This is a genomic window from Rhizobium sp. SG741, from assembly GCF_012275435.1.
GTDB lineage: Bacteria > Pseudomonadota > Alphaproteobacteria > Rhizobiales > Rhizobiaceae > Rhizobium > Rhizobium lusitanum.
On record NZ_JAAZQP010000007.1, the window covers coordinates 351,791 to 367,967 of the forward strand.

At 61.6% G+C, this 16,177-nt stretch carries 17 protein-coding genes; 5 read left to right on the forward strand and 12 right to left on the reverse strand.

Annotated elements, in window-relative coordinates; all coding sequences use genetic code 11:
• Window positions 1–7: 7 nt before the first annotated feature.
• A complete protein-coding gene (locus FHT29_RS20145) occupies window positions 8–1,021 on the reverse strand; it encodes a zinc-binding alcohol dehydrogenase family protein (RefSeq protein WP_047562173.1) in 1,014 nt (337 codons plus the stop codon).
• Between the two features lie 104 nt (window positions 1,022–1,125).
• Between FHT29_RS20145 and FHT29_RS20150 the strand changes: the two genes are divergently transcribed.
• Window positions 1,126–1,530 (forward strand): helix-turn-helix domain-containing protein, encoded by a 405-nt coding sequence (locus FHT29_RS20150; RefSeq protein WP_047562171.1) that lies wholly within the window; start codon window positions 1,126–1,128, stop codon window positions 1,528–1,530.
• Here the strand turns inward: FHT29_RS20150 and FHT29_RS20155 are convergent.
• On the reverse strand, window positions 1,495–2,703 hold the full coding sequence (locus tag FHT29_RS20155; protein WP_348644870.1) for an MFS transporter: 1,209 nt from the start codon (window positions 2,701–2,703) through the stop codon (window positions 1,495–1,497). The two genes, FHT29_RS20150 and FHT29_RS20155, sit on opposite strands and share 36 nt — an antisense overlap.
• 334 nt (window positions 2,704–3,037) lie before the next feature.
• Between FHT29_RS20155 and FHT29_RS20160 the strand changes: the two genes are divergently transcribed.
• A complete protein-coding gene (locus FHT29_RS20160) occupies window positions 3,038–3,985 on the forward strand; it encodes a diacylglycerol kinase family protein (RefSeq protein WP_047562164.1) in 948 nt (315 codons plus the stop codon).
• A gap of 5 nt (window positions 3,986–3,990) precedes the next feature.
• Here FHT29_RS20160 and FHT29_RS20165 read toward each other — a convergent pair whose 3' ends face one another.
• Window positions 3,991–5,331, reverse strand: coding sequence for a glutamine synthetase family protein (locus FHT29_RS20165; RefSeq protein ID WP_168600067.1), 1,341 nt, complete (start codon window positions 5,329–5,331; stop codon window positions 3,991–3,993).
• Between the two features lie 285 nt (window positions 5,332–5,616).
• Between FHT29_RS20165 and FHT29_RS20170 the strand changes: the two genes are divergently transcribed.
• Window positions 5,617–6,984, forward strand: a complete 1,368-nt coding sequence (locus FHT29_RS20170; protein ID WP_168600068.1) for an aspartate aminotransferase family protein — start codon at window positions 5,617–5,619, stop codon at window positions 6,982–6,984.
• On the opposite strand, the gene FHT29_RS20175 is transcribed toward FHT29_RS20170, so the two are convergent.
• Genes FHT29_RS20175 through FHT29_RS20185 form a run of 3 tightly spaced genes read right to left on the reverse strand, consistent with a single transcriptional unit; the run spans window position 6,985 to window position 10,129 of the window.
• Window positions 6,985–7,605, reverse strand: coding sequence for an NUDIX hydrolase (locus FHT29_RS20175; RefSeq protein ID WP_168600069.1), 621 nt, complete (start codon window positions 7,603–7,605; stop codon window positions 6,985–6,987).
• Window positions 7,606–7,620: 15 nt separating this feature from the next.
• Window positions 7,621–9,117, reverse strand: coding sequence for a glycosyltransferase family 39 protein (locus FHT29_RS20180; protein ID WP_168600070.1), 1,497 nt, complete (start codon window positions 9,115–9,117; stop codon window positions 7,621–7,623).
• A complete protein-coding gene (locus tag FHT29_RS20185; RefSeq protein ID WP_037193803.1) occupies window positions 9,110–10,129 on the reverse strand; it encodes a glycosyltransferase family 2 protein in 1,020 nt (339 codons plus the stop codon). The genes FHT29_RS20180 and FHT29_RS20185 overlap by 8 nt, the downstream gene beginning before the upstream one ends.
• A gap of 94 nt (window positions 10,130–10,223) precedes the next feature.
• Here FHT29_RS20185 and FHT29_RS20190 point away from each other — a divergent pair, with 94 nt between their 5' ends.
• Window positions 10,224–11,183, forward strand: coding sequence for a lysylphosphatidylglycerol synthase domain-containing protein (locus FHT29_RS20190; RefSeq protein WP_168600071.1), 960 nt, complete (start codon window positions 10,224–10,226; stop codon window positions 11,181–11,183).
• Between the two features lie 5 nt (window positions 11,184–11,188).
• Here FHT29_RS20190 and FHT29_RS20195 read toward each other — a convergent pair whose 3' ends face one another.
• From FHT29_RS20195 to FHT29_RS20210, 4 genes are read right to left on the reverse strand one after another with little or no spacing between them, the layout of a single operon-like run.
• The gene (locus FHT29_RS20195) at window positions 11,189–12,430 is read right to left on the reverse strand and encodes an RNA polymerase sigma factor (RefSeq protein WP_168600078.1); all 1,242 of its coding nucleotides are present in this window, start codon (window positions 12,428–12,430) and stop codon (window positions 11,189–11,191) included.
• A gap of 10 nt (window positions 12,431–12,440) precedes the next feature.
• Entirely contained in the window at window positions 12,441–12,818 is a 378-nt protein-coding gene (locus FHT29_RS20200) for a YciI family protein (RefSeq protein ID WP_168600072.1), read from the reverse strand.
• Between the two features lie 18 nt (window positions 12,819–12,836).
• Window positions 12,837–13,199: a YciI family protein gene (locus FHT29_RS20205; protein WP_168600073.1), complete on the reverse strand. Its 363-nt coding sequence runs from the start codon at window positions 13,197–13,199 to the stop codon at window positions 12,837–12,839.
• 10 nt (window positions 13,200–13,209) lie between these two features.
• Window positions 13,210–13,569 carry a YciI family protein gene (locus FHT29_RS20210; protein WP_168600074.1) on the reverse strand — a complete coding sequence of 120 codons (360 nt, stop codon included), beginning with the start codon at window positions 13,567–13,569 and terminating at the stop codon, window positions 13,210–13,212.
• Window positions 13,570–13,724: 155 nt separating this feature from the next.
• Here FHT29_RS20210 and FHT29_RS20215 point away from each other — a divergent pair, with 155 nt between their 5' ends.
• Window positions 13,725–13,955, forward strand: coding sequence for a hypothetical protein (locus FHT29_RS20215; RefSeq protein WP_037193814.1), 231 nt, complete (start codon window positions 13,725–13,727; stop codon window positions 13,953–13,955).
• Between the two features lie 28 nt (window positions 13,956–13,983).
• On the opposite strand, the gene FHT29_RS20220 is transcribed toward FHT29_RS20215, so the two are convergent.
• Together FHT29_RS20220 and FHT29_RS20225 are read right to left on the reverse strand one after the other, a co-directional pair.
• Window positions 13,984–15,486, reverse strand: coding sequence for an AMP nucleosidase (locus FHT29_RS20220; RefSeq protein ID WP_037193816.1), 1,503 nt, complete (start codon window positions 15,484–15,486; stop codon window positions 13,984–13,986).
• 124 nt (window positions 15,487–15,610) lie between these two features.
• Window positions 15,611–15,772 (reverse strand): hypothetical protein, encoded by a 162-nt coding sequence (locus FHT29_RS20225; protein ID WP_162693676.1) that lies wholly within the window; start codon window positions 15,770–15,772, stop codon window positions 15,611–15,613.
• Window positions 15,773–16,177: the final 405 nt, after the last annotated feature.

Sequence of the window (16,177 nt, forward strand, 5' to 3'; positions counted from 1 at the left end):
CAGTCTCTCAGAAGCCCGCCAGAACGACCTTGCCCTTCATTTTTCCGGTTTCGACCAGGGCATGCGCCTTCTTCAGATTCGCCGCGTTGATCGTGCCTGCGGTCTCCGTCAGCGTCGTACGGACCTTGCCGGTATCGACCAGTTCGGCGACCTTCGTCAGCAGCCTGTGCTGCTCGATCATGTCGGCCGTGTTGAACAGCGGGCGGGTGAACATCAGTTCCCAATGGATCGAGGCCGACTTGCGCTTGAAAGGCATGACGTCGAGCGTCTTCGGATCGTCGATCAGCGCGAACCGGCCCTGCGGGGCGATGGCATCGACGATGGACGCGATGTGGTCAGCGGTATTGGTCGTCGAGAAGATGAAGGCGGGCGCGCCGATGCCGAGCGCCTCGATCTGAGGCGCAAGCGGCTTCGAATGGTCGACGACATGATGCGCGCCCAACTCCTTGACCCAGGCCTGCGTTTCCGGCCGCGAGGCCGTAGCGATGACGGTGAGGTCGGTCAAGGCGCGTGCGATCTGGATCGCAATCGATCCGACGCCGCCGGCACCACCAATGATGAGGATGGCATTCGCGACACCGGGAATGGGATCCTGCACCTTCAGGCGATCGAAGAGCGCTTCATAGGCCGTGATCGAGGTTAATGGCAGCGCAGCCGCGGCCGCAAAATCGAGGCTCTTCGGCTTGGCCCCGACGATGCGCTCGTCGACCAGATGGAATTCGACATTCGAGCCGCCGCGGTTGATGGCGCCGGCATAGAAGACTTCATCGCCCGGCTTGAACATCGTGACCTCGGGGCCGACGGCCCTGACGATGCCAGCCGCGTCCCAGCCGAGGATCTTGTATTCGCCTTCGGGCGGCGCGGCGCTGGCACGGACCTTGACGTCGACCGGATTGACGGAGACCGCCTTCACTTCGACGAGCAGGTCGTGTCCCTTGGCCTCGGGTGTCGGCAGGTCGATATCGATGAGCGATGTCTCGGCGGAAATGGGCTGAGGTTGTTTGTAGGCGACTGCACGCATGGGAGAAGCTCCTGGTTTTGTTGCACACAGGCTAGATGCGCATTATCATCAAAGGGCGCAAGAATGCACAAATTCTGTACGTAGGTACAAAAAGGATACTGTCGATGTCGCTTCCCCGCTCCAAGCTCGTCAGGAATTTTCCGGGATGCCCGGTCGAGGCGACGTTGAGCCTGCTCGACGGCAAATGGAAGGGCGTGATCCTGTTTCACCTGATGGAAGGAACGCTGCGCTTCAATGAAATCCGCCGCAAGCTGCCGTCGGTGACGCAGCGCATGTTGACGAAGCAACTGCGCGAATTGGAAGAATCCGGGCTGGTCTCACGCACCGTCTTTCCGGTCGTACCGCCGCGCGTCGAATATGCTCTGACGCCGCTTGGCGCGAGCCTGCGGCCGATCATCAAGGCGATGTCTGTATGGGGCGAGGAGAATGTCTTCTGCCACAATGGCCGGCAGGAGCTGGCCGCACCCGCGGCCTCATGCGTGGCCGGTACGGCGCTCCAGGCCAACTGAAACGGCAAAGACCGCAAGACCGGCGACCGAGAGAGCCGCGCCGACATAGCCGGTCGCAGCCGCGGTGAAGCCCCAGGTGATCACCATGCCGCCGAGCCATGCGCCGAGCGCATTGGCGATATTGAAGGCGGAATGGTTTGAGGCGGCAGCCAGCGTCTGCGCATCCGCCGCCACATCCATCAGGCGGGTCTGCACGGCCGGACAGGCGGCAAAGCCGCAGCCGATCAGAAACACGCAGACGCAGAGCATCACCGGATTGGCGGCGGTCAACGAAAACAGCGTCATGATGATGATATTGAAAATCATCATGCCGCCGATCGTGCCCTTGAGCGAGATGTCGCCGAGACGGGAACCCACGACATTGCCGACATTCATGCCGATGCCGAACAGCGCAAGCACGACCGGCACCATGCTTGCCCCAAGGCCCGCAACCTGTGTCGTGGTGGTGGCAACATAGCTGAAGATCGAGAACATGCCGCCGAAGCCCACGGCGGCGATGCCAAGCGTCAGCCATACCTGGATGCGCTTGAGCGCGCCGAGTTCGCGGGTGATGCTGGCGCCTTCCTCGACCCTATCCCTGGGGAGGAAGAGGGCGATGAGCAGCATGGTCGCGAGGCCGATGCCACCGACCATCATGAAGGCCGCCCGCCAGTTCAGAAGCTGGCCGAGGAAGGTGGCGATCGGCGTGCCGATCAGCGTGGCGATGGTCAAGCCGAGCATGACCTGGCCAACGGCGCGAACGCGGCGGTGAACCGGCACCATCGATGCGGCAACCAGCGCGGCAACGCCGAAATACGCGCCATGCGGAAGGCCGGTGATGAAACGCAGCGCCGTGAAGCTTGCGAAGGTCGGTGCGAAGGCGCTGGAAATATTGCCGGCAGCGAAGATCGCCATCATCAGCAGGAGCAGCGTGCGCCGCGCCATCTTGGCGGCGAGCACGGCGATAACAGGCGCACCGACGACGACGCCGAGCGCATAGGCGCTGATGACATGACCTGCTTCCGGCGTGGTGACGCCAAAGGTGTCGGCAACATCAGGCAGAAGTCCCATGATGACGAATTCGCCAGTACCGATGCCGAAGCTGCCGACCGCGAGGGCCATTGTCACGAGCGCGATGGCCGTGCGCGAAGGCGCTTCCAGGACGGTTTGGGTATCGAGGATGTCGGCGGCAATATCGCTCACGAAAGCTCCTTGGCGACAAACCCGGGCAAGGCGCCGCGAATCATGCAGCGAGCCCGGAACCCGGCATTCGATGCATCATGGGGAAATAAAGGACTGGAGGGGCATGGACATACCTCAAGCCATAGTATCGATGGCGTCGATATTTCTGTCGCGTGCATTTTTTGCAGTGCAGCATGTCGCATGCTGCATAAGTGAACACTGGTTCCGATCGGGCAGAGCGGTTGTAATGCTTGAAATCGCTTCATTCGGAACCATCTGTGAGGGAGGCGCACGGGGGCATTCGCCCCTTCCCGAAATACAATTTGCGGAAAGACCAAGAGCCCCAATGAAGTTGATCGGCTTTTTCAACCGCGATGGCGGTACCTTCCGGACGACGGATATGGCTGCCTATGAGGCGAAGGCGGAGCAAGTCTTCCGCGATGCCGGTCATGATTTCGAAGCCGTGGTCGTGGCGGGACGAGACGTCGTGTCGGCGATGGAGCGCGCGGCGCGCCGGGACGACATAGACGGTATCGTCGCCGGAGGCGGCGACGGCACGATTTCGGCCGCCGCCGCCATCGCCTGGGAGACCGGCGTCGCCCTCGGCGTGATTCCCGCCGGCACCATGAACCTGTTTGCCCGTTCGCTGAGGTTGCCGCTCGATATCTGGCAGACGCTGAACGTGCTCGCGACAGGTGAGGTCGACAAGGTCGATATCGGCAGCGCCAACGGCCGGGCCTTCGTGCATCAGTTCTCAGCGGGCCTGCATGCGCGCATGGTGCGCTATCGCAACGGCTATACCTATCGCTCGCGCATCGGAAAGATGTCGGCCAGCACCCGTGCCGCCTTCGGGGTCATCGCCAATCCGCCGGAATTCGATGTCGACTTCGAAGCCGGCGGCGTTCGCGAACGCCGGCACGTGTCGGCGATTTCCGTCTCCAACAATCCCTTTGGCGCCAATGCACTGCTCTATGCTGACAATCTGCAGGGCGGTGAGCTTGGCTTCTACATGGCAAAGCCATTGCGGCCGCTCGGCGTGGCGCGTCTTGTCGTCGATATGCTGCGCGGCCGGTTTCGTGAGAACACCGATGTCATGGTCATGCATGCGCCGGAAGTGCATCTGCATTTCCCGAAGCTGCGCCAGCTCGCAAACTGCGTCATGGATGGCGAGTTGCTGCCGCTGGAGCGCGATGTAACGCTCAAGGTTCATCCCGGCGAACTCAAGGTGATGGTCCGCGAAGGCACCGCCGCCAGCATCGAGCGCGAGGGTGCCGTCAACAGCCTGGCCGTCTGAAGCGGTCAGAGACGCGGCAGATAGGTTCGATAGTCGAAATCGGAAACGGTGCGCAGAGAGCGGATGGCTTCCTTGTGCTTCGTATCGCCGTAGAGCTTTTGATATCGCTCGCCAAAGATATCGGCGATGAAGACAGAGCTGCGGAAGCGTTCGACGGCGGTCAGGAAGTCATGCGTCAGCCGCGGAGCATTGGCCGGCACGTAGGTCGGTGTCGTCTCCTCGCCGGGGTCCAGTTGGTTCTCTAAACCGAGCAGCATGCCGCCAAGGATTGCCGCCAGCATCAGATAGGGATTGGCGTCGGCGCCGGCGACACGATGCTCGACGCGCGAGCCCGGCCCATCCTTTTCGGGAATGCGCACTGCGGTGCCGCGATGGCCATAGCCCCAGGTCAGGTCGACGGGGGCGAAGGAGCCCGGCTGAAAGCGGCGGTACGAGTTGGCATAGGGCGCAAAGATCAGCTGCGCATCCTCTAGCGTTTGCAGTAACCCGGCGCAGATCGATTTCAGCTTCTTCGGCTCGCCGCCTTCCGCATCGAGGATATTGTGGCCCTGATTATCGATGATGCTGGCATGTACATGCAGTCCGGAGCCGGCGTGATCGGTATAGGGCTTCGCCATGCAGGTCGATTTCAGGCCGTGCTTGCGCGCCGCCTGCTCGGCCACGCGCTTCAGCATGATGCAGTCGTCGGCGGCGGCAAGGGCATCCGGGCGATGCAGCAGGTTGACCTCGAACTGGCCGGGGCCGAATTCCGCCGTCGTCGCGTCCGCCGGCAGCGCCTGCGCCTTGGCATAGCTGCGCAGCGTTTCAAGATAGCCGTCGAGCAGGTCGACCGCGTCCATGTCGTAGAGCTGGTAGCCGTTCGGCTCGTCGCGATAGGTCAATGCGGGCGGCGGCGAGGGGATGCCTCTTTCGCGCCAATCGCCGGCAAGCAGATAGAATTCCAGCTCGGTTGCGATGACGGGGGTCAGGCCGAGCGCCTTGTAGCGGTCGCCCACGGCCGCAAGAATGGCGCGGGGATCCTGAAAGCTCGGGCTGCCGTCGAGCTCATGCATGGTGGCCAGCACCTGCTTCGACCCAGGCGGTGCCCAGGGCATATCCGCGAGTGTGCGCCGATCAGCGACACAGGTACCGTCTGGATCGCCGATCGTCAGCGACAGGCCTGTCATGTCGTCATTGTCGTCGCCCCAGATATCGAGCGACTGCGTCGAGGTCGGCAGCCGCACGGCGCCGGACCAGACCTTCTTTTCGGCCGCGATCGGGATCTGCTTGCCCCGCAGCCGGCCGTTCATGTCCGATATCAGCACCTCGATACGCGCATTACCCTCGGTTGCGTTGTCGGCCGCCATACTCTTGTAAATCCCCAATGCTCACGGCATGGTCGTAAACCATGATAGCTATCAGTCAAGTCTGGCGACGCTGAGTCTCCGTGCCAGGCCCCTCACTCCAGCCCTCTCCCCGTCAAACGGAGAGGGGACTCTCCGATGCCCATCTTCGCGCAATGCGGTAATTGGCACGAAAACTCCCTCTCTCCGTTTGACGGGGAGAGGGCTGGGGTGAGGGGCCATGCACACAATTGCGGCGTCGGCGGACTCGCCTGGCAGAAACCAATTGCAATGAGGTGAGTTTCAATCATGCCCGACATGCCAAGCCGCTCCAATCTTGCCGCTCTCGATGCCGCCCATCATCTCCATCCCTTCGCCGATATGAAGAAGTTGAACGCCGACGGCGCACGGATCATCCAGCGCGGCGAGGGCGTCTATATCTTCGACAGTGAAGGGCGGAAATATCTGGATGGCTTTGCCGGCCTCTGGTGCGTGAATATCGGCTACGGCCGCACGGAGATTGCCGATGCCGCGATCCGGCAGATGAACGAGCTGCCCTACTACAATACCTTCTTCGGCACGACGACAACGCCGGCGACGCTGCTGTCTGAAAAAGTCTGCGCCCATGCCGGGCCGCATTTCAATCACGTCTTCTTCACCAATTCCGGCTCGGAGGCCAACGATACCTGGTTCCGCATGGCGCGGGTCTACTGGAGCGCGGTCGGCAAGCCCAGCAAGAAGACCGTCATTGCCCGCAGGAACGGCTATCACGGGTCGACTGTTGCCGGCGCCAGCATGGGGGGAATGAAATACATGCACGAGCAGGGCGACCTGCCGATCCCAGGCGTCGTCCACATCGGGCAGCCCTATTGGTACGCCGATGGCGGCGAGCTCTCGCCGGAGGAGTTCGGCCTCAACGTCGCCCGAGAGCTGGAGGAGAAGATCGATGAGTTGAGCGAGGACAATGTCGGGGCCTTCATCGCCGAGCCGGTACAGGGCGCGGGCGGTGTCATCATTCCACCTTCGACCTATTGGCCGGAAATCGCGCGCATCTGCAAGGCCCGGAACATCCTCTTGGTCTGCGACGAAGTAATCTGCGGCTTCGGTCGCCTTGGCTCATGGTTCGGCTATCAGCATTTCGGCGTCGAGCCCGATCTCGCCCCGATCGCCAAGGGATTATCGTCGGGCTATCTGCCGATCGGTGGCGTACTCGTCAGCGATCGCATTGCCGACGTGCTGATCAACGAGGTCGGCGAGTTCAATCACGGTTTCACCTATTCCGGCCACCCGGTGTGTGCGGCCGCCGCACTGGAGAATCTGAGAATTCTCGAGGATGAACGGCTGGTCGAGCGCGTTCGCGACGATATCGGTCCCTATTTTGCCGAGGCCTGGGGCAGCCTTGCGGATCATGACATGGTCGGCGAGGCCGTCAGCATCGGCCTCATGGGCGCATTGCAGCTTGCCGCCGATAAATCCACCCGCCGCCGGTTCGAGAAGCCCGATGCGATAGGCTCGGCCGTCCGCAACCACGCGCTCGCCAACGGTCTCGTGCTGCGCGCGACGGCCGACCGCATGCTGGCGTCGCCGCCGCTCGTCATCAGCCATGAGGAAGTGGATGCCATGGTTCGCATCACGCGGCTGGCGCTCGATGCCGTCTGGGCGGAGGCGAAGTCGTAATCAGCGCTTGTCCGTCGGCGTCGGCGCATCCCACTTGCCCGCCTTGTGAAGGGCAAGCGTCAGCGCCGCGACATGGATGACCTGGATCATCTTGCCATCCAGCGCCAGCTCGATCGCCTGCCGGATCGGCATGCGGATCAGGCGAATGCGTTCGGTCGGGTCGTCCGCCGGTCTGGCGCTGAACTCGACATTCCGGGCGATGACGATGTGCGCCAGATTGGTGTGAGTGGCCGGATTGGGCGCAAGCTTGCCCACATAGTCCCAGTCGGTGGAGGAGAGACCGGTTTCCTCGCGCAGCTCGCGCGCTGCCGCCTCGACTGGGCTTGCATCGCTCGCGTCTATGGCTCCGCCGGGCAGTTCGAGGGCCACGACACCCAGCCCATGACGATACTGTTGGACGAGATAGATATGATCCTCGGCATCGAGCGCAATAATCTCGACCCACTCGGGATATTCCAGCACATAATAAGGCGCGATTTCCACGCCTTCCGCTGTGACGCAGCTATCGGCCCGGACCTTCAGCCACCGGTCGTGAACCAGATAAGTGGAGCTCTTTATCTCCCAGGGCGGAAGATCGGCGGTGTCGGTCAGTAGGTGTGTGACGCCGTCCTTCGAGTCCATGTACGGTTCGAGCCTCTATTTCGGATAGACCCACGCATAGGCGAAAGACGCCATGTCACCCGGTTTTCCATGAATATATTGCACATCCGTGAGCTTGATGTCCGGCGTCGCATATTGCGAACCGAGAGTGTCGCGCAGCCAGTTCGACAACTCCCGCGGCATGACACCATTGTCCTTGCCCGGGCGCCACACGATCAGGATCGGCTTGTTTGCGCTCCACTGATAATCGGCTTTCAGATTTGGAAAGAAGAGCGACATGGCCGGCACGTCGGGAAGCTGCAGGTGCAGGTTGCCGGCGGGCAGCCATCCGTTCGTCAGCATCAAGCCCGGCCGCTTGCCTTCGCTCGCAAGGATCTGCCGCACGAAGGCGGGATAGGGGGTGTTGTAGTGGTCGTAGGCGCCAAACAGCATCGGGAAGATGGTGCGGGTCAAAAGCAGCGCCGGGATAACGACCATCATGACGAGCGGGACATAGAAGAAACGCTTGCCGAAATCCGCGGCCGTGATTCCGGCGACTTCCATCTTCAGGCATAGATAGATCGGCAGCAGGAAGAGGAAGGGCAGCAGCCAACGGTCGCGCAGATCCGTCATGCCGATGGTGACGATCAGGATCAGCACGATTATGGCGATGACGGCAAAAAGGATTTCGAAGAAGCGGGTCCACTCGTTCGACCGGCCGAAGTTCTTCAGCAAGCTCTTGCCGAACACCAGCGCATAGACGATGAGCGTCGGTGCGCCGATGATGACGATCAGTTTTAAGAATTTCAACGGCCCTTTCACGAACTTGGCGAAAGCGCCCTCCGGTGCCTCCTCCGCCATGATGCCGAGCGTGCGGCCGGAGGCGAGGTCGAAATTGTGGATCAGCCAGATTCCGTGCGGCAGGAAGATCACCAGGGAAATGAGGATGGTCAGCAGGAAGCGCTTGTCGAAGACGCGGGCACGGCCCTGCGGGTGCATCAGCACGGCGACCAGGGCGCCGGCGGCGAGCAGCGCGAAATTGTATTTCGACAGCATGCCGAGGCCGAGCGCCAAGCCGGTGAATGCATAGGAACCAAGGCTTGGCGCCTTCAGCGTGCGGATCGCGCCGCAAAGAAACAGGTTGATGGTGACAAGCTGCGCGACCGTGTGCGTCAGGTCGCGCTGTGCCTCCCAGAAGAATTGCGGGATGGTGAGCAGCGACAACGTTGCGATCGCCGCGAAGACCTTGTCGGTCAGCACTTCCCTGGCCAGCCTGTAATAGCTGAGATAGACGAGGAAGAGGAAGATGTTCTTGACGGCGGAGATTGCAGTCAGCGACAGGCCGAAGATGGAAACGACGACTGCCTGCACCCAATTGTATAGCGGCGGCTGGGAATCGTAGCCAAGCGTCAGCCATTGCGAGAACAGGGCCTGCTGCGACTCGTCGAAGCGCATGCCATGCGGGATGGCGAGGCGCACCAGGAACTCGATGATGAAGTAGCCAGCGAGAAGCGGGATGATGGCATCCGGTCGGCGGACCAGAAACCTATGCATCCTGGTGATCCCGATCGAAGATCTTGCGCACGATATAGTTCGGCGAAAGATCGTCGCGATAGTAGATGCGCGCGATCATCTCCGCGAGGATGCCTGTCGTGATCATCTGGATCGATGACAGCAGCAGCACGACGCCGACCAGCAGCAGCGGCCGGTTGCCGATGTCGCTGCCGAAAATGAACTTGTCGATGAAGAGCCAGAGCAGGATCAGGCTGGCAAGCGCGCCGAGGCCGAGGCCGAGTGAGCCGAAGAAGTGGCCCGGCCGCGCCTTGTAGCGCATGAAGAACATCACCGACAGCAGATCGAGAATGACGCGGAAGGTGCGCGAAATCCCGTATTTGGAGGTGCCGTGCTGGCGCGCATGATGGGTGACGGGGACTTCGCCGATACGCGAGCTCGGCACCACGCCGGCGACCCAGGCGGGGATGAAGCGGTGCATCTCGCCCATCAGCTTCACCTGCTTGATGATCGAGGCGCGATAGATCTTCAGGCTGCAGCCATAGTCGTGCAGCTTGACGCCGGTGATGCGGCCGATCAGGTAATTGGCACACCAGGAAGGGATCTTGCGAAGCAGGAGCCCATCCTGGCGGTTCTTGCGCCAGCCGACGAGCAGGTCGAGCTGTCGCCGTTCCAACTCTTCGACCATCGAAGGGATGTCCTTCGGGTCGTTCTGCAGGTCGCCATCCATGGTGGCGATCAGCCGGCCGCTGGCAGCGTCGATGCCCGCCTGCATGGCTGCCGTCTGGCCGAAATTGCGCTGAAGCTCGACGATGCGCAGCGTCAGCCCGTCGCGCGGCAGCGACCGGCGCGCGTTGGCAAGCGTTGCGTCCGTGCTGCCGTCATCGACCAGGATCAGTTCCCACGGTCTTGCAAAGCCAGCCATGGCGGAGCAGATGCGCTCGACGAGCGGCCCGACGCTTTCTTCCTCGTTGAAGACGGGCACAACCAGCGAAAGCTCAAGAGGGCCTGCCGTATCGGCCTGGGGGAGGGTCGACTCTGCCGTTGTCTGCAACTCTTCTTTCTCCTAAAAGACCGGCAGAACCTGCCGGACGGAACGAGCGATATGTCCGGCCTCAGCCACCGCTCGCATTGGGTGCCCTAACTACATGAAGACTCCGACGGTTGCCAGCCGACAGAATTGGTTTATTCGCAACCGAATGACGCTGCTCACTCTCGCGGTGGTCGTCGCTTATGCCGCCTTCATCGAATGGTTCTGGGGATGGAGTTCGATCCTGGCGCAGTGGGGCAAGGTCGGCCTTCTGCCGATCCTGCTCGCCCTAGCGCTTTTGACCGGCACCTACTTTCTGCGCACCTGGCGCATCTATGATTATTTCCCGAAGGAAACGGCTGGCCATTTCGCAGCGCTCTTCCGTGTGACGCAGGTGCATAATCTGCTTAATATCATGATGCCGTTTCGTACTGGGGAGACCAGTTTCCCGGTGCTGATGCGCTCCGAATTCGGCATACCGCTGGCGCGCGGCACATCGGCGCTGTTCGTCATGCGGCTGCTCGACCTGCATGCGCTGCTGGCGGCGGCCGGCGTCGGTCTTGCGCTTGCTTCGCCTTACCGCGTTCTGGCCTGGATCGCATGGCTGGCTTTCCTGTTCTTGCCGGTCGCAGCTTTCGTTTCGCGCCGGCCGCTGATCCGCCTTGCCGCCCGCATTCTGCCGAAGAAGGCGCAAGGGCTGGTACATGAGCTGGAGCGCGGCCTGCCTGTCGATGCCCAGGCCTTTGCGCGCGCCTGGCTGACGACGGTGGTCAATTGGCTGGTCAAGGTCGCGGTACTTGCCTGGGCGCTCGGCCTGATGAATGTCACGCCGTTATCGGCAAGTTTCGGCGGCGCGCTCGGCGGCGAATTGTCGTCAGTGCTGCCGGTGCATGCGCCGGGAGGTGTCGGTACCTATCCGGCCGGCATCACCGCCGGTGCCATGGCATTCGGCGCTTCGGGCGAGAAGGCTGCGCTCGAGAACCTGGCGCAGGCGAGCATCAACGCCCACCTCCTGATCGTTGTTTCGGCACTGACGGGCACCGCCATCGGTCTGCTTGTTTCCAGAAAGCGTGCCTGATCCGGCTAATGCCGGGTTTTGTCTTCCAGTTCGGCCAGCCGCTTGCGCAGGAATGCCTGTTCCGGTGCCTGTTGGCAAAGCGAAAGCGCCATCTCGTAGGATTGCCGTGCTTCCTCGTTGCGCTCGAGTTGGCGCAGGAAATCAGCTTTGGCAGCGTGGGCAAGGTGATATCGCGCCAGACGCTCCTCGCCGAGCAGGCTATCCACGATGGCGAGCGCCGCTGCCGGCCCATCACACATCGAGACGGCTACCGCCCGATTGAGTTCGATCACCGGCGAGGGATTGGCCAGCAGCAAAAGGTCATAGAGGGCGACAATCCGCCGCCAATCCGTGTCGTCTGCTGTCGCGGCGCGCGCATGTTCGGCGGCGATGGCGGCTTGCAGGGCGTAGGTGCCGACGCCGTCCGCGGTCATGGCCTCGGCCGAGAGAGCCAGGCCCTCGCGAATCCTGCCGCGATCCCAGAGCGAGCGGTCCTGATCGGAGAGCAAAACCAGCTCGCCGGCGGCGTCCGCGCGGGCAAGCCGTCGCGAATCCTGCAACAGCATGATCGCCAGCAGTCCCGAGACCTCCGGATCCGGCAGAAGCTGCAGCAACAGCCGGCCGAGCCGGATGGCCTCGGCTGCGAGATCGGCGCGAACGATCGTTGCGCCAGAGGATGCGGAATAGCCCTCGTTGAAGACGAGGTAGATGACGTGCAGCACCTGGGCCAGCCGCTCCGGCAGCTCCATCTTGTCAGGCACCTCATAAGGAATGCCGGCCGCGCGGATGCGGTTCTTGGCGCGGACGATGCGCTGGGCGACGGTTGGCGCCGGAATCAGGAAAGCGTGGGCGATCTCCTCCGTCGTCAGGCCGCACACCTCGCGCAGCGACATCGCCATCTGCGCTTCCGCCGGAATGAGGGGATGGCAACAGGTGAAGACCAGCCGCAGCATGTCGTCCTCGATCTCTTTGCGTTCAGCGATCTCCATCGTCTCCCCCTCCGGGTAGAGGCTGTCGGCGATATCGGCCTGGGCAGCATCGAAGCGCACCCGCCGCCTTATGTGATCGATGGCGCGAAAGCGGCCGGCGGAGATAAGCCAGGCATAGGGATTGGTCGGGATCGTCTCCTCCGTCCATTGCTGCGCGGCCGCTGCGAACGCATCGTGGAGCGCCTCCTCGGCCCGATCGAAATCGCCGAGCAAGCGGATCAGCGTTGCCAGCACGCCGCGCGAATGGCTGCGATAGATGCTGTCGATGGTCTGGTTCAGCGACATGGCGTCAGTGTTTCTCCGCTAAGTCTCCCCGAAGCGTCAGGATACGCACCGGACGAATCTCGATGGCACCATAGCGTGCCGAGGGAATGTGTTTGGCGATATCGGTCGCGCTATCCAGATCGGGCGCATCGATGAGATAGAAACCGGCCAGATGTTCCTTCGTCTCCACGAATGGCCCATCCGTCACCGAAAACGTGTCGCCCTGCGGTCGGATGACGATCGATTTATCTCGGAGTTCCAGCGCATCGGAAACGATCAGGCGGCCGTCCTGCCGCAGACTCTCATCATAGACGAAATGCTCAGCGATCAGATGGTTCATCTCGCTTTGAGTCAGCCTTCCGTCGACGTCGACGGATGTGTAGATCAAGCATAGAAATCGCATCGTGCTCTCCCTTAGTGCCTATTCATCCGGAAACCGGATGTCGAAGGCTGCACGGACCTCGATCATGCCGTAGCGGGCGACGGGGAAGGTGGCGGCAATGCGCGTGGCTTCCTCCATGTCCTTGGCCTCGATCAACACGAAGCCGCCGAGATGCTCCTTCAACTCCGCGAAGGGACCGTCGGTGATCGCGGTCCCGCCCTGGCGCACCCGAACCGTTCTGGCGGTCTCCGGCTCTCGCAATGCATTGGCGACGATGATATGGCCGCTGGCGCGCAGCCGGTTGTCGTTGTCGATGGACTCCTGCGTCAGCTGTCGCCCTTCCTCCTCGGAAAGCTTGCTGATCTCGGCTGTCTCGAACCAGACCTGACAAAGAAATTTCATCGCCGCCTCCTCAAAGATCCGAGCCGAAGGAATAGATAGGCCGCACCTCGATGCTGCCGAGCTTTGCAAGCGGGATGCCGGCAGCAACCCGGATTGCGTCGTTCAGATCCTTCGCATCGATCAGGATGAAGCCGCCTAGATATTCCTTGGTCTCAATGAAGGGACCGTCCGTCACCGCGGTCTCGCCGTTGCGGACCCGCACCGTAACCGCCGAGCTTGGCGACTGCAGCGCCTCGGCATGGATCATGTGCCCGCTGGCCATCAGATCCCGGTCGTAGCCGAGCGAATCCGAATCGAGCCTGTGCTTTTCCTCCTTGGTCATGGTGTCGAGCATCGAACCGTCGAACCAGACCTGGCAGAGATATTTCATCGCAGCTGCTCCTCTCGCAATTTGATAACAGCCATAGACGAGCCGGCCGTACGCAAATCGACAGCTCGATCCGCAGCATGACAAAAATTTTCGGCCCTGTCGAAAAAGCTCGACCCCGGTCGACCAGCTCCGTCGTCACGAAAGGAGAGACGGAGATGTACGGTCTGGAAGCCGCAATCGTGCACTACTGGCAAAAGAAGACAATGTCGGAAGAAGAGCTGCTTGACGCGGCGGATGTCGGAAGGGTCGTGTTCCGCATCTGGATGGGGTTCGCGGGCTTTGCCCTGCTGATCCTGTGCCTGAGCTGGGGTGCGGCGCCAAACGACGAACGGCCGCAAGTTGCGGCCGCTGCCAAGATAGTTTCGATACCGGCAGAAGGGCGGTAGGGGGAGAGCCCCAGCCTATTGGCCCGGCTTATTGAAACGCCGTTTCGAAGAAGCTGCGCAGCTTGCGCGAGTGCAGCTTTTCCGGCGGCATTTCGGCCAGTTTCTGAATGGCGCGGATGCCGATCTGCAGATGCTGGTTCACCTGGGTGCGATAGAAGGCGGTCGCCATGCCCGGCAGCTTCAGTTCGCCATGCAGCGGCTTGTCGGAGACGCAGAGGAGCGTGCCGTAGGGAACGCGGAATCGGAAGCCGTTGGCGGCGATCGTTGCCGATTCCATGTCCAGCGCCACGGCGCGGGCCTGCGACAGGCGCTTGACCGGGCCTGCCTGATCGCGCAGTTCCCAATTGCGGTTATCGATCGTGCCGACTGTGCCGGTGCGCATGATGCGCTTCAGCTCGAAGCCCTCGAAACCGGTGATTTCGGCGACGGCCGCCTCCAGCGCCACCTGCACTTCGGCGAGCGCCGGGATCGGCACCCAGACCGGCAGATCGTCGTCCAGAACATGGTCTTCGCGCATATAGGCGTGTGCGAGCACATAGTCGCCGAGCCGCTGGCTGTTGCGCAGGCCGGCGCAATGGCCGAGCATCAGCCATGCATGCGGGCGTAGCACGGCGACGTGGTCCGTGATCGTCTTGGCGTTGGACGGGCCGACACCGATATTGATCATGGTGATGCCGGCATGCCCCTTCTTCTTCAGATGGTAGGCCGGCATTTGCGGCAGGCGCGGCGACGTCACATCACCCTCGGGCCGGCTGGAGCCGGCCTTGGTGACGATATTGCCGGGTTCTACGAACTCGGTATAGCCGTCTCCGCCGCTGGCCATCAGATCCCGCGCCCATTTGCAGAATTCGTCGATATAAAACTGATAGTTCGTGAACAGCACAAAATTCTGGAAATGCGCGGCGCTCGTCGCGGTATAATGCGAGAGGCGGGCCAGCGAATAGTCGATACGTTGCGCGGTAAAGGGTGCGAGCGGCGAGGGCTCTCCCGGAGGCGGGATATATTCGCCGTTGGCGATCTCGTCGTCCGTCGTGTTCAGATCCGGCGTATCAAAGAGGTCGCGCAACGGAATATCCTCGAAAGCCGCAGCGGAGGCCTCGACATGCGCGCCTTCGCCAAAAGCGAAATGCAGCGGAATGGGCGTCGACGATTCGGACACGACCACCGGTACATTGTGGCTGCGCATCAAGAGCGTCAGCTGCTCTTTCAGATAATGGCGAAACAGTTGCGGACGCGTGATGGTGGCCGTGTAGACGCCCGGCGCGGTGACGTGACCATAGGAAAGACGCGAGTCGACATGGCCGAAGCTCGTCGTTTCTATACTGACCTGCGGGTAGAAGGCGCGGTAGCGCGCCGTGATCGGCGCACCCTTGGCCAACTCGGTGAAACTGGCGATCAGGAAGGCTGTATTGCGATCGTAAAGCTCCGTCAGCGCGTCGACGGCCTTGGCCGAATCATCGAAGGTCCGGGGCTGGACCGGGCTGGGGGAGGAGATGTCGAGGGGTGAAAAAGGAGAGATTCTGTTGCTCATGAGCCATTATAGAGTGTCGTTGTTAACAAGCAAACGACGTTGAAAGAGACGGCCCTGGATTTTCGCAGCTATTTTCTTGCAATCGTGCCTCCAGCCCAGCCATCCGGGATGGAGAGATGTTTCTTTATTGCACGGTCGTGCAATAAGGCGCGCCGGTTTGCAGGCAGGTGAAGCTTGCCCCGAAATGCGATTGCGCGCCGCTGCGGCCGGCGTGTTCGACCGCAACAGAGAAGCTGAATGCGAAGACGGCTGCAAACAGCATAACGATGACAAAACGCCGTGCCATGATAAACGAGTCCATGTTCCTGACCCTACCCGTGCCCTATACTGGACACTGTTTTGCCATGGTCAGGCTGAACAGGTGCTGAGATACCGGTTCATCCAGCGTTCATGAATCTTACCGGACTTGATTGTCGATTTGCATGCCGCGCCTAATGAGGCCTGCCCGAAGGGTCGCGGGCAGGCGCACATAATCACGCATTTTTCGGGCGGTGTACTCCTTAGGGCGGTTACGCGTTTCACGGAATCGCCCCACCGCTCCATGCTATTGTTTTGCGCAATTCCGGACGGAAAACCGCTTCGCACTTTTCCTGGAATTGCTCTAGGTGACCGCCTCATAAGATCGGAGCCAAATTCGAATTGAGGCTAGCTGGACGGATGCGAGGAAGTTGTCGTCGCGTTTGTCGTATCG

What these genes read in the sequence shown, in the direction of transcription:
- FHT29_RS20220 (WP_037193816.1), bottom strand. Translation starts at nt 15,486, where the DNA reads ATGAGCAACAGAATCTCTCCTTTTTCACCCCTCGACATCTCCTCCCCC.
- FHT29_RS20145 (WP_047562173.1), bottom strand. Translation starts at nt 1,021, where the DNA reads ATGCGTGCAGTCGCCTACAAACAACCTCAGCCCATTTCCGCCGAGACA.
- FHT29_RS20150 (WP_047562171.1), top strand. Translation starts at nt 1,126, where the DNA reads ATGTCGCTTCCCCGCTCCAAGCTCGTCAGGAATTTTCCGGGATGCCCG.
- FHT29_RS20225 (WP_162693676.1), bottom strand. Translation starts at nt 15,772, where the DNA reads ATGGCACGGCGTTTTGTCATCGTTATGCTGTTTGCAGCCGTCTTCGCA.
- FHT29_RS20160 (WP_047562164.1), top strand. Translation starts at nt 3,038, where the DNA reads ATGAAGTTGATCGGCTTTTTCAACCGCGATGGCGGTACCTTCCGGACG.
- FHT29_RS20200 (WP_168600072.1), bottom strand. Translation starts at nt 12,818, where the DNA reads ATGCGATTTCTATGCTTGATCTACACATCCGTCGACGTCGACGGAAGG.
- FHT29_RS20210 (WP_168600074.1), bottom strand. Translation starts at nt 13,569, where the DNA reads ATGAAATATCTCTGCCAGGTCTGGTTCGACGGTTCGATGCTCGACACC.
- FHT29_RS20170 (WP_168600068.1), top strand. Translation starts at nt 5,617, where the DNA reads ATGCCCGACATGCCAAGCCGCTCCAATCTTGCCGCTCTCGATGCCGCC.
- FHT29_RS20205 (WP_168600073.1), bottom strand. Translation starts at nt 13,199, where the DNA reads ATGAAATTTCTTTGTCAGGTCTGGTTCGAGACAGCCGAGATCAGCAAG.
- FHT29_RS20215 (WP_037193814.1), top strand. Translation starts at nt 13,725, where the DNA reads ATGTACGGTCTGGAAGCCGCAATCGTGCACTACTGGCAAAAGAAGACA.
- FHT29_RS20190 (WP_168600071.1), top strand. Translation starts at nt 10,224, where the DNA reads ATGAAGACTCCGACGGTTGCCAGCCGACAGAATTGGTTTATTCGCAAC.
- FHT29_RS20180 (WP_168600070.1), bottom strand. Translation starts at nt 9,117, where the DNA reads ATGCATAGGTTTCTGGTCCGCCGACCGGATGCCATCATCCCGCTTCTC.
- FHT29_RS20165 (WP_168600067.1), bottom strand. Translation starts at nt 5,331, where the DNA reads ATGGCGGCCGACAACGCAACCGAGGGTAATGCGCGTATCGAGGTGCTG.
- FHT29_RS20175 (WP_168600069.1), bottom strand. Translation starts at nt 7,605, where the DNA reads ATGGACTCGAAGGACGGCGTCACACACCTACTGACCGACACCGCCGAT.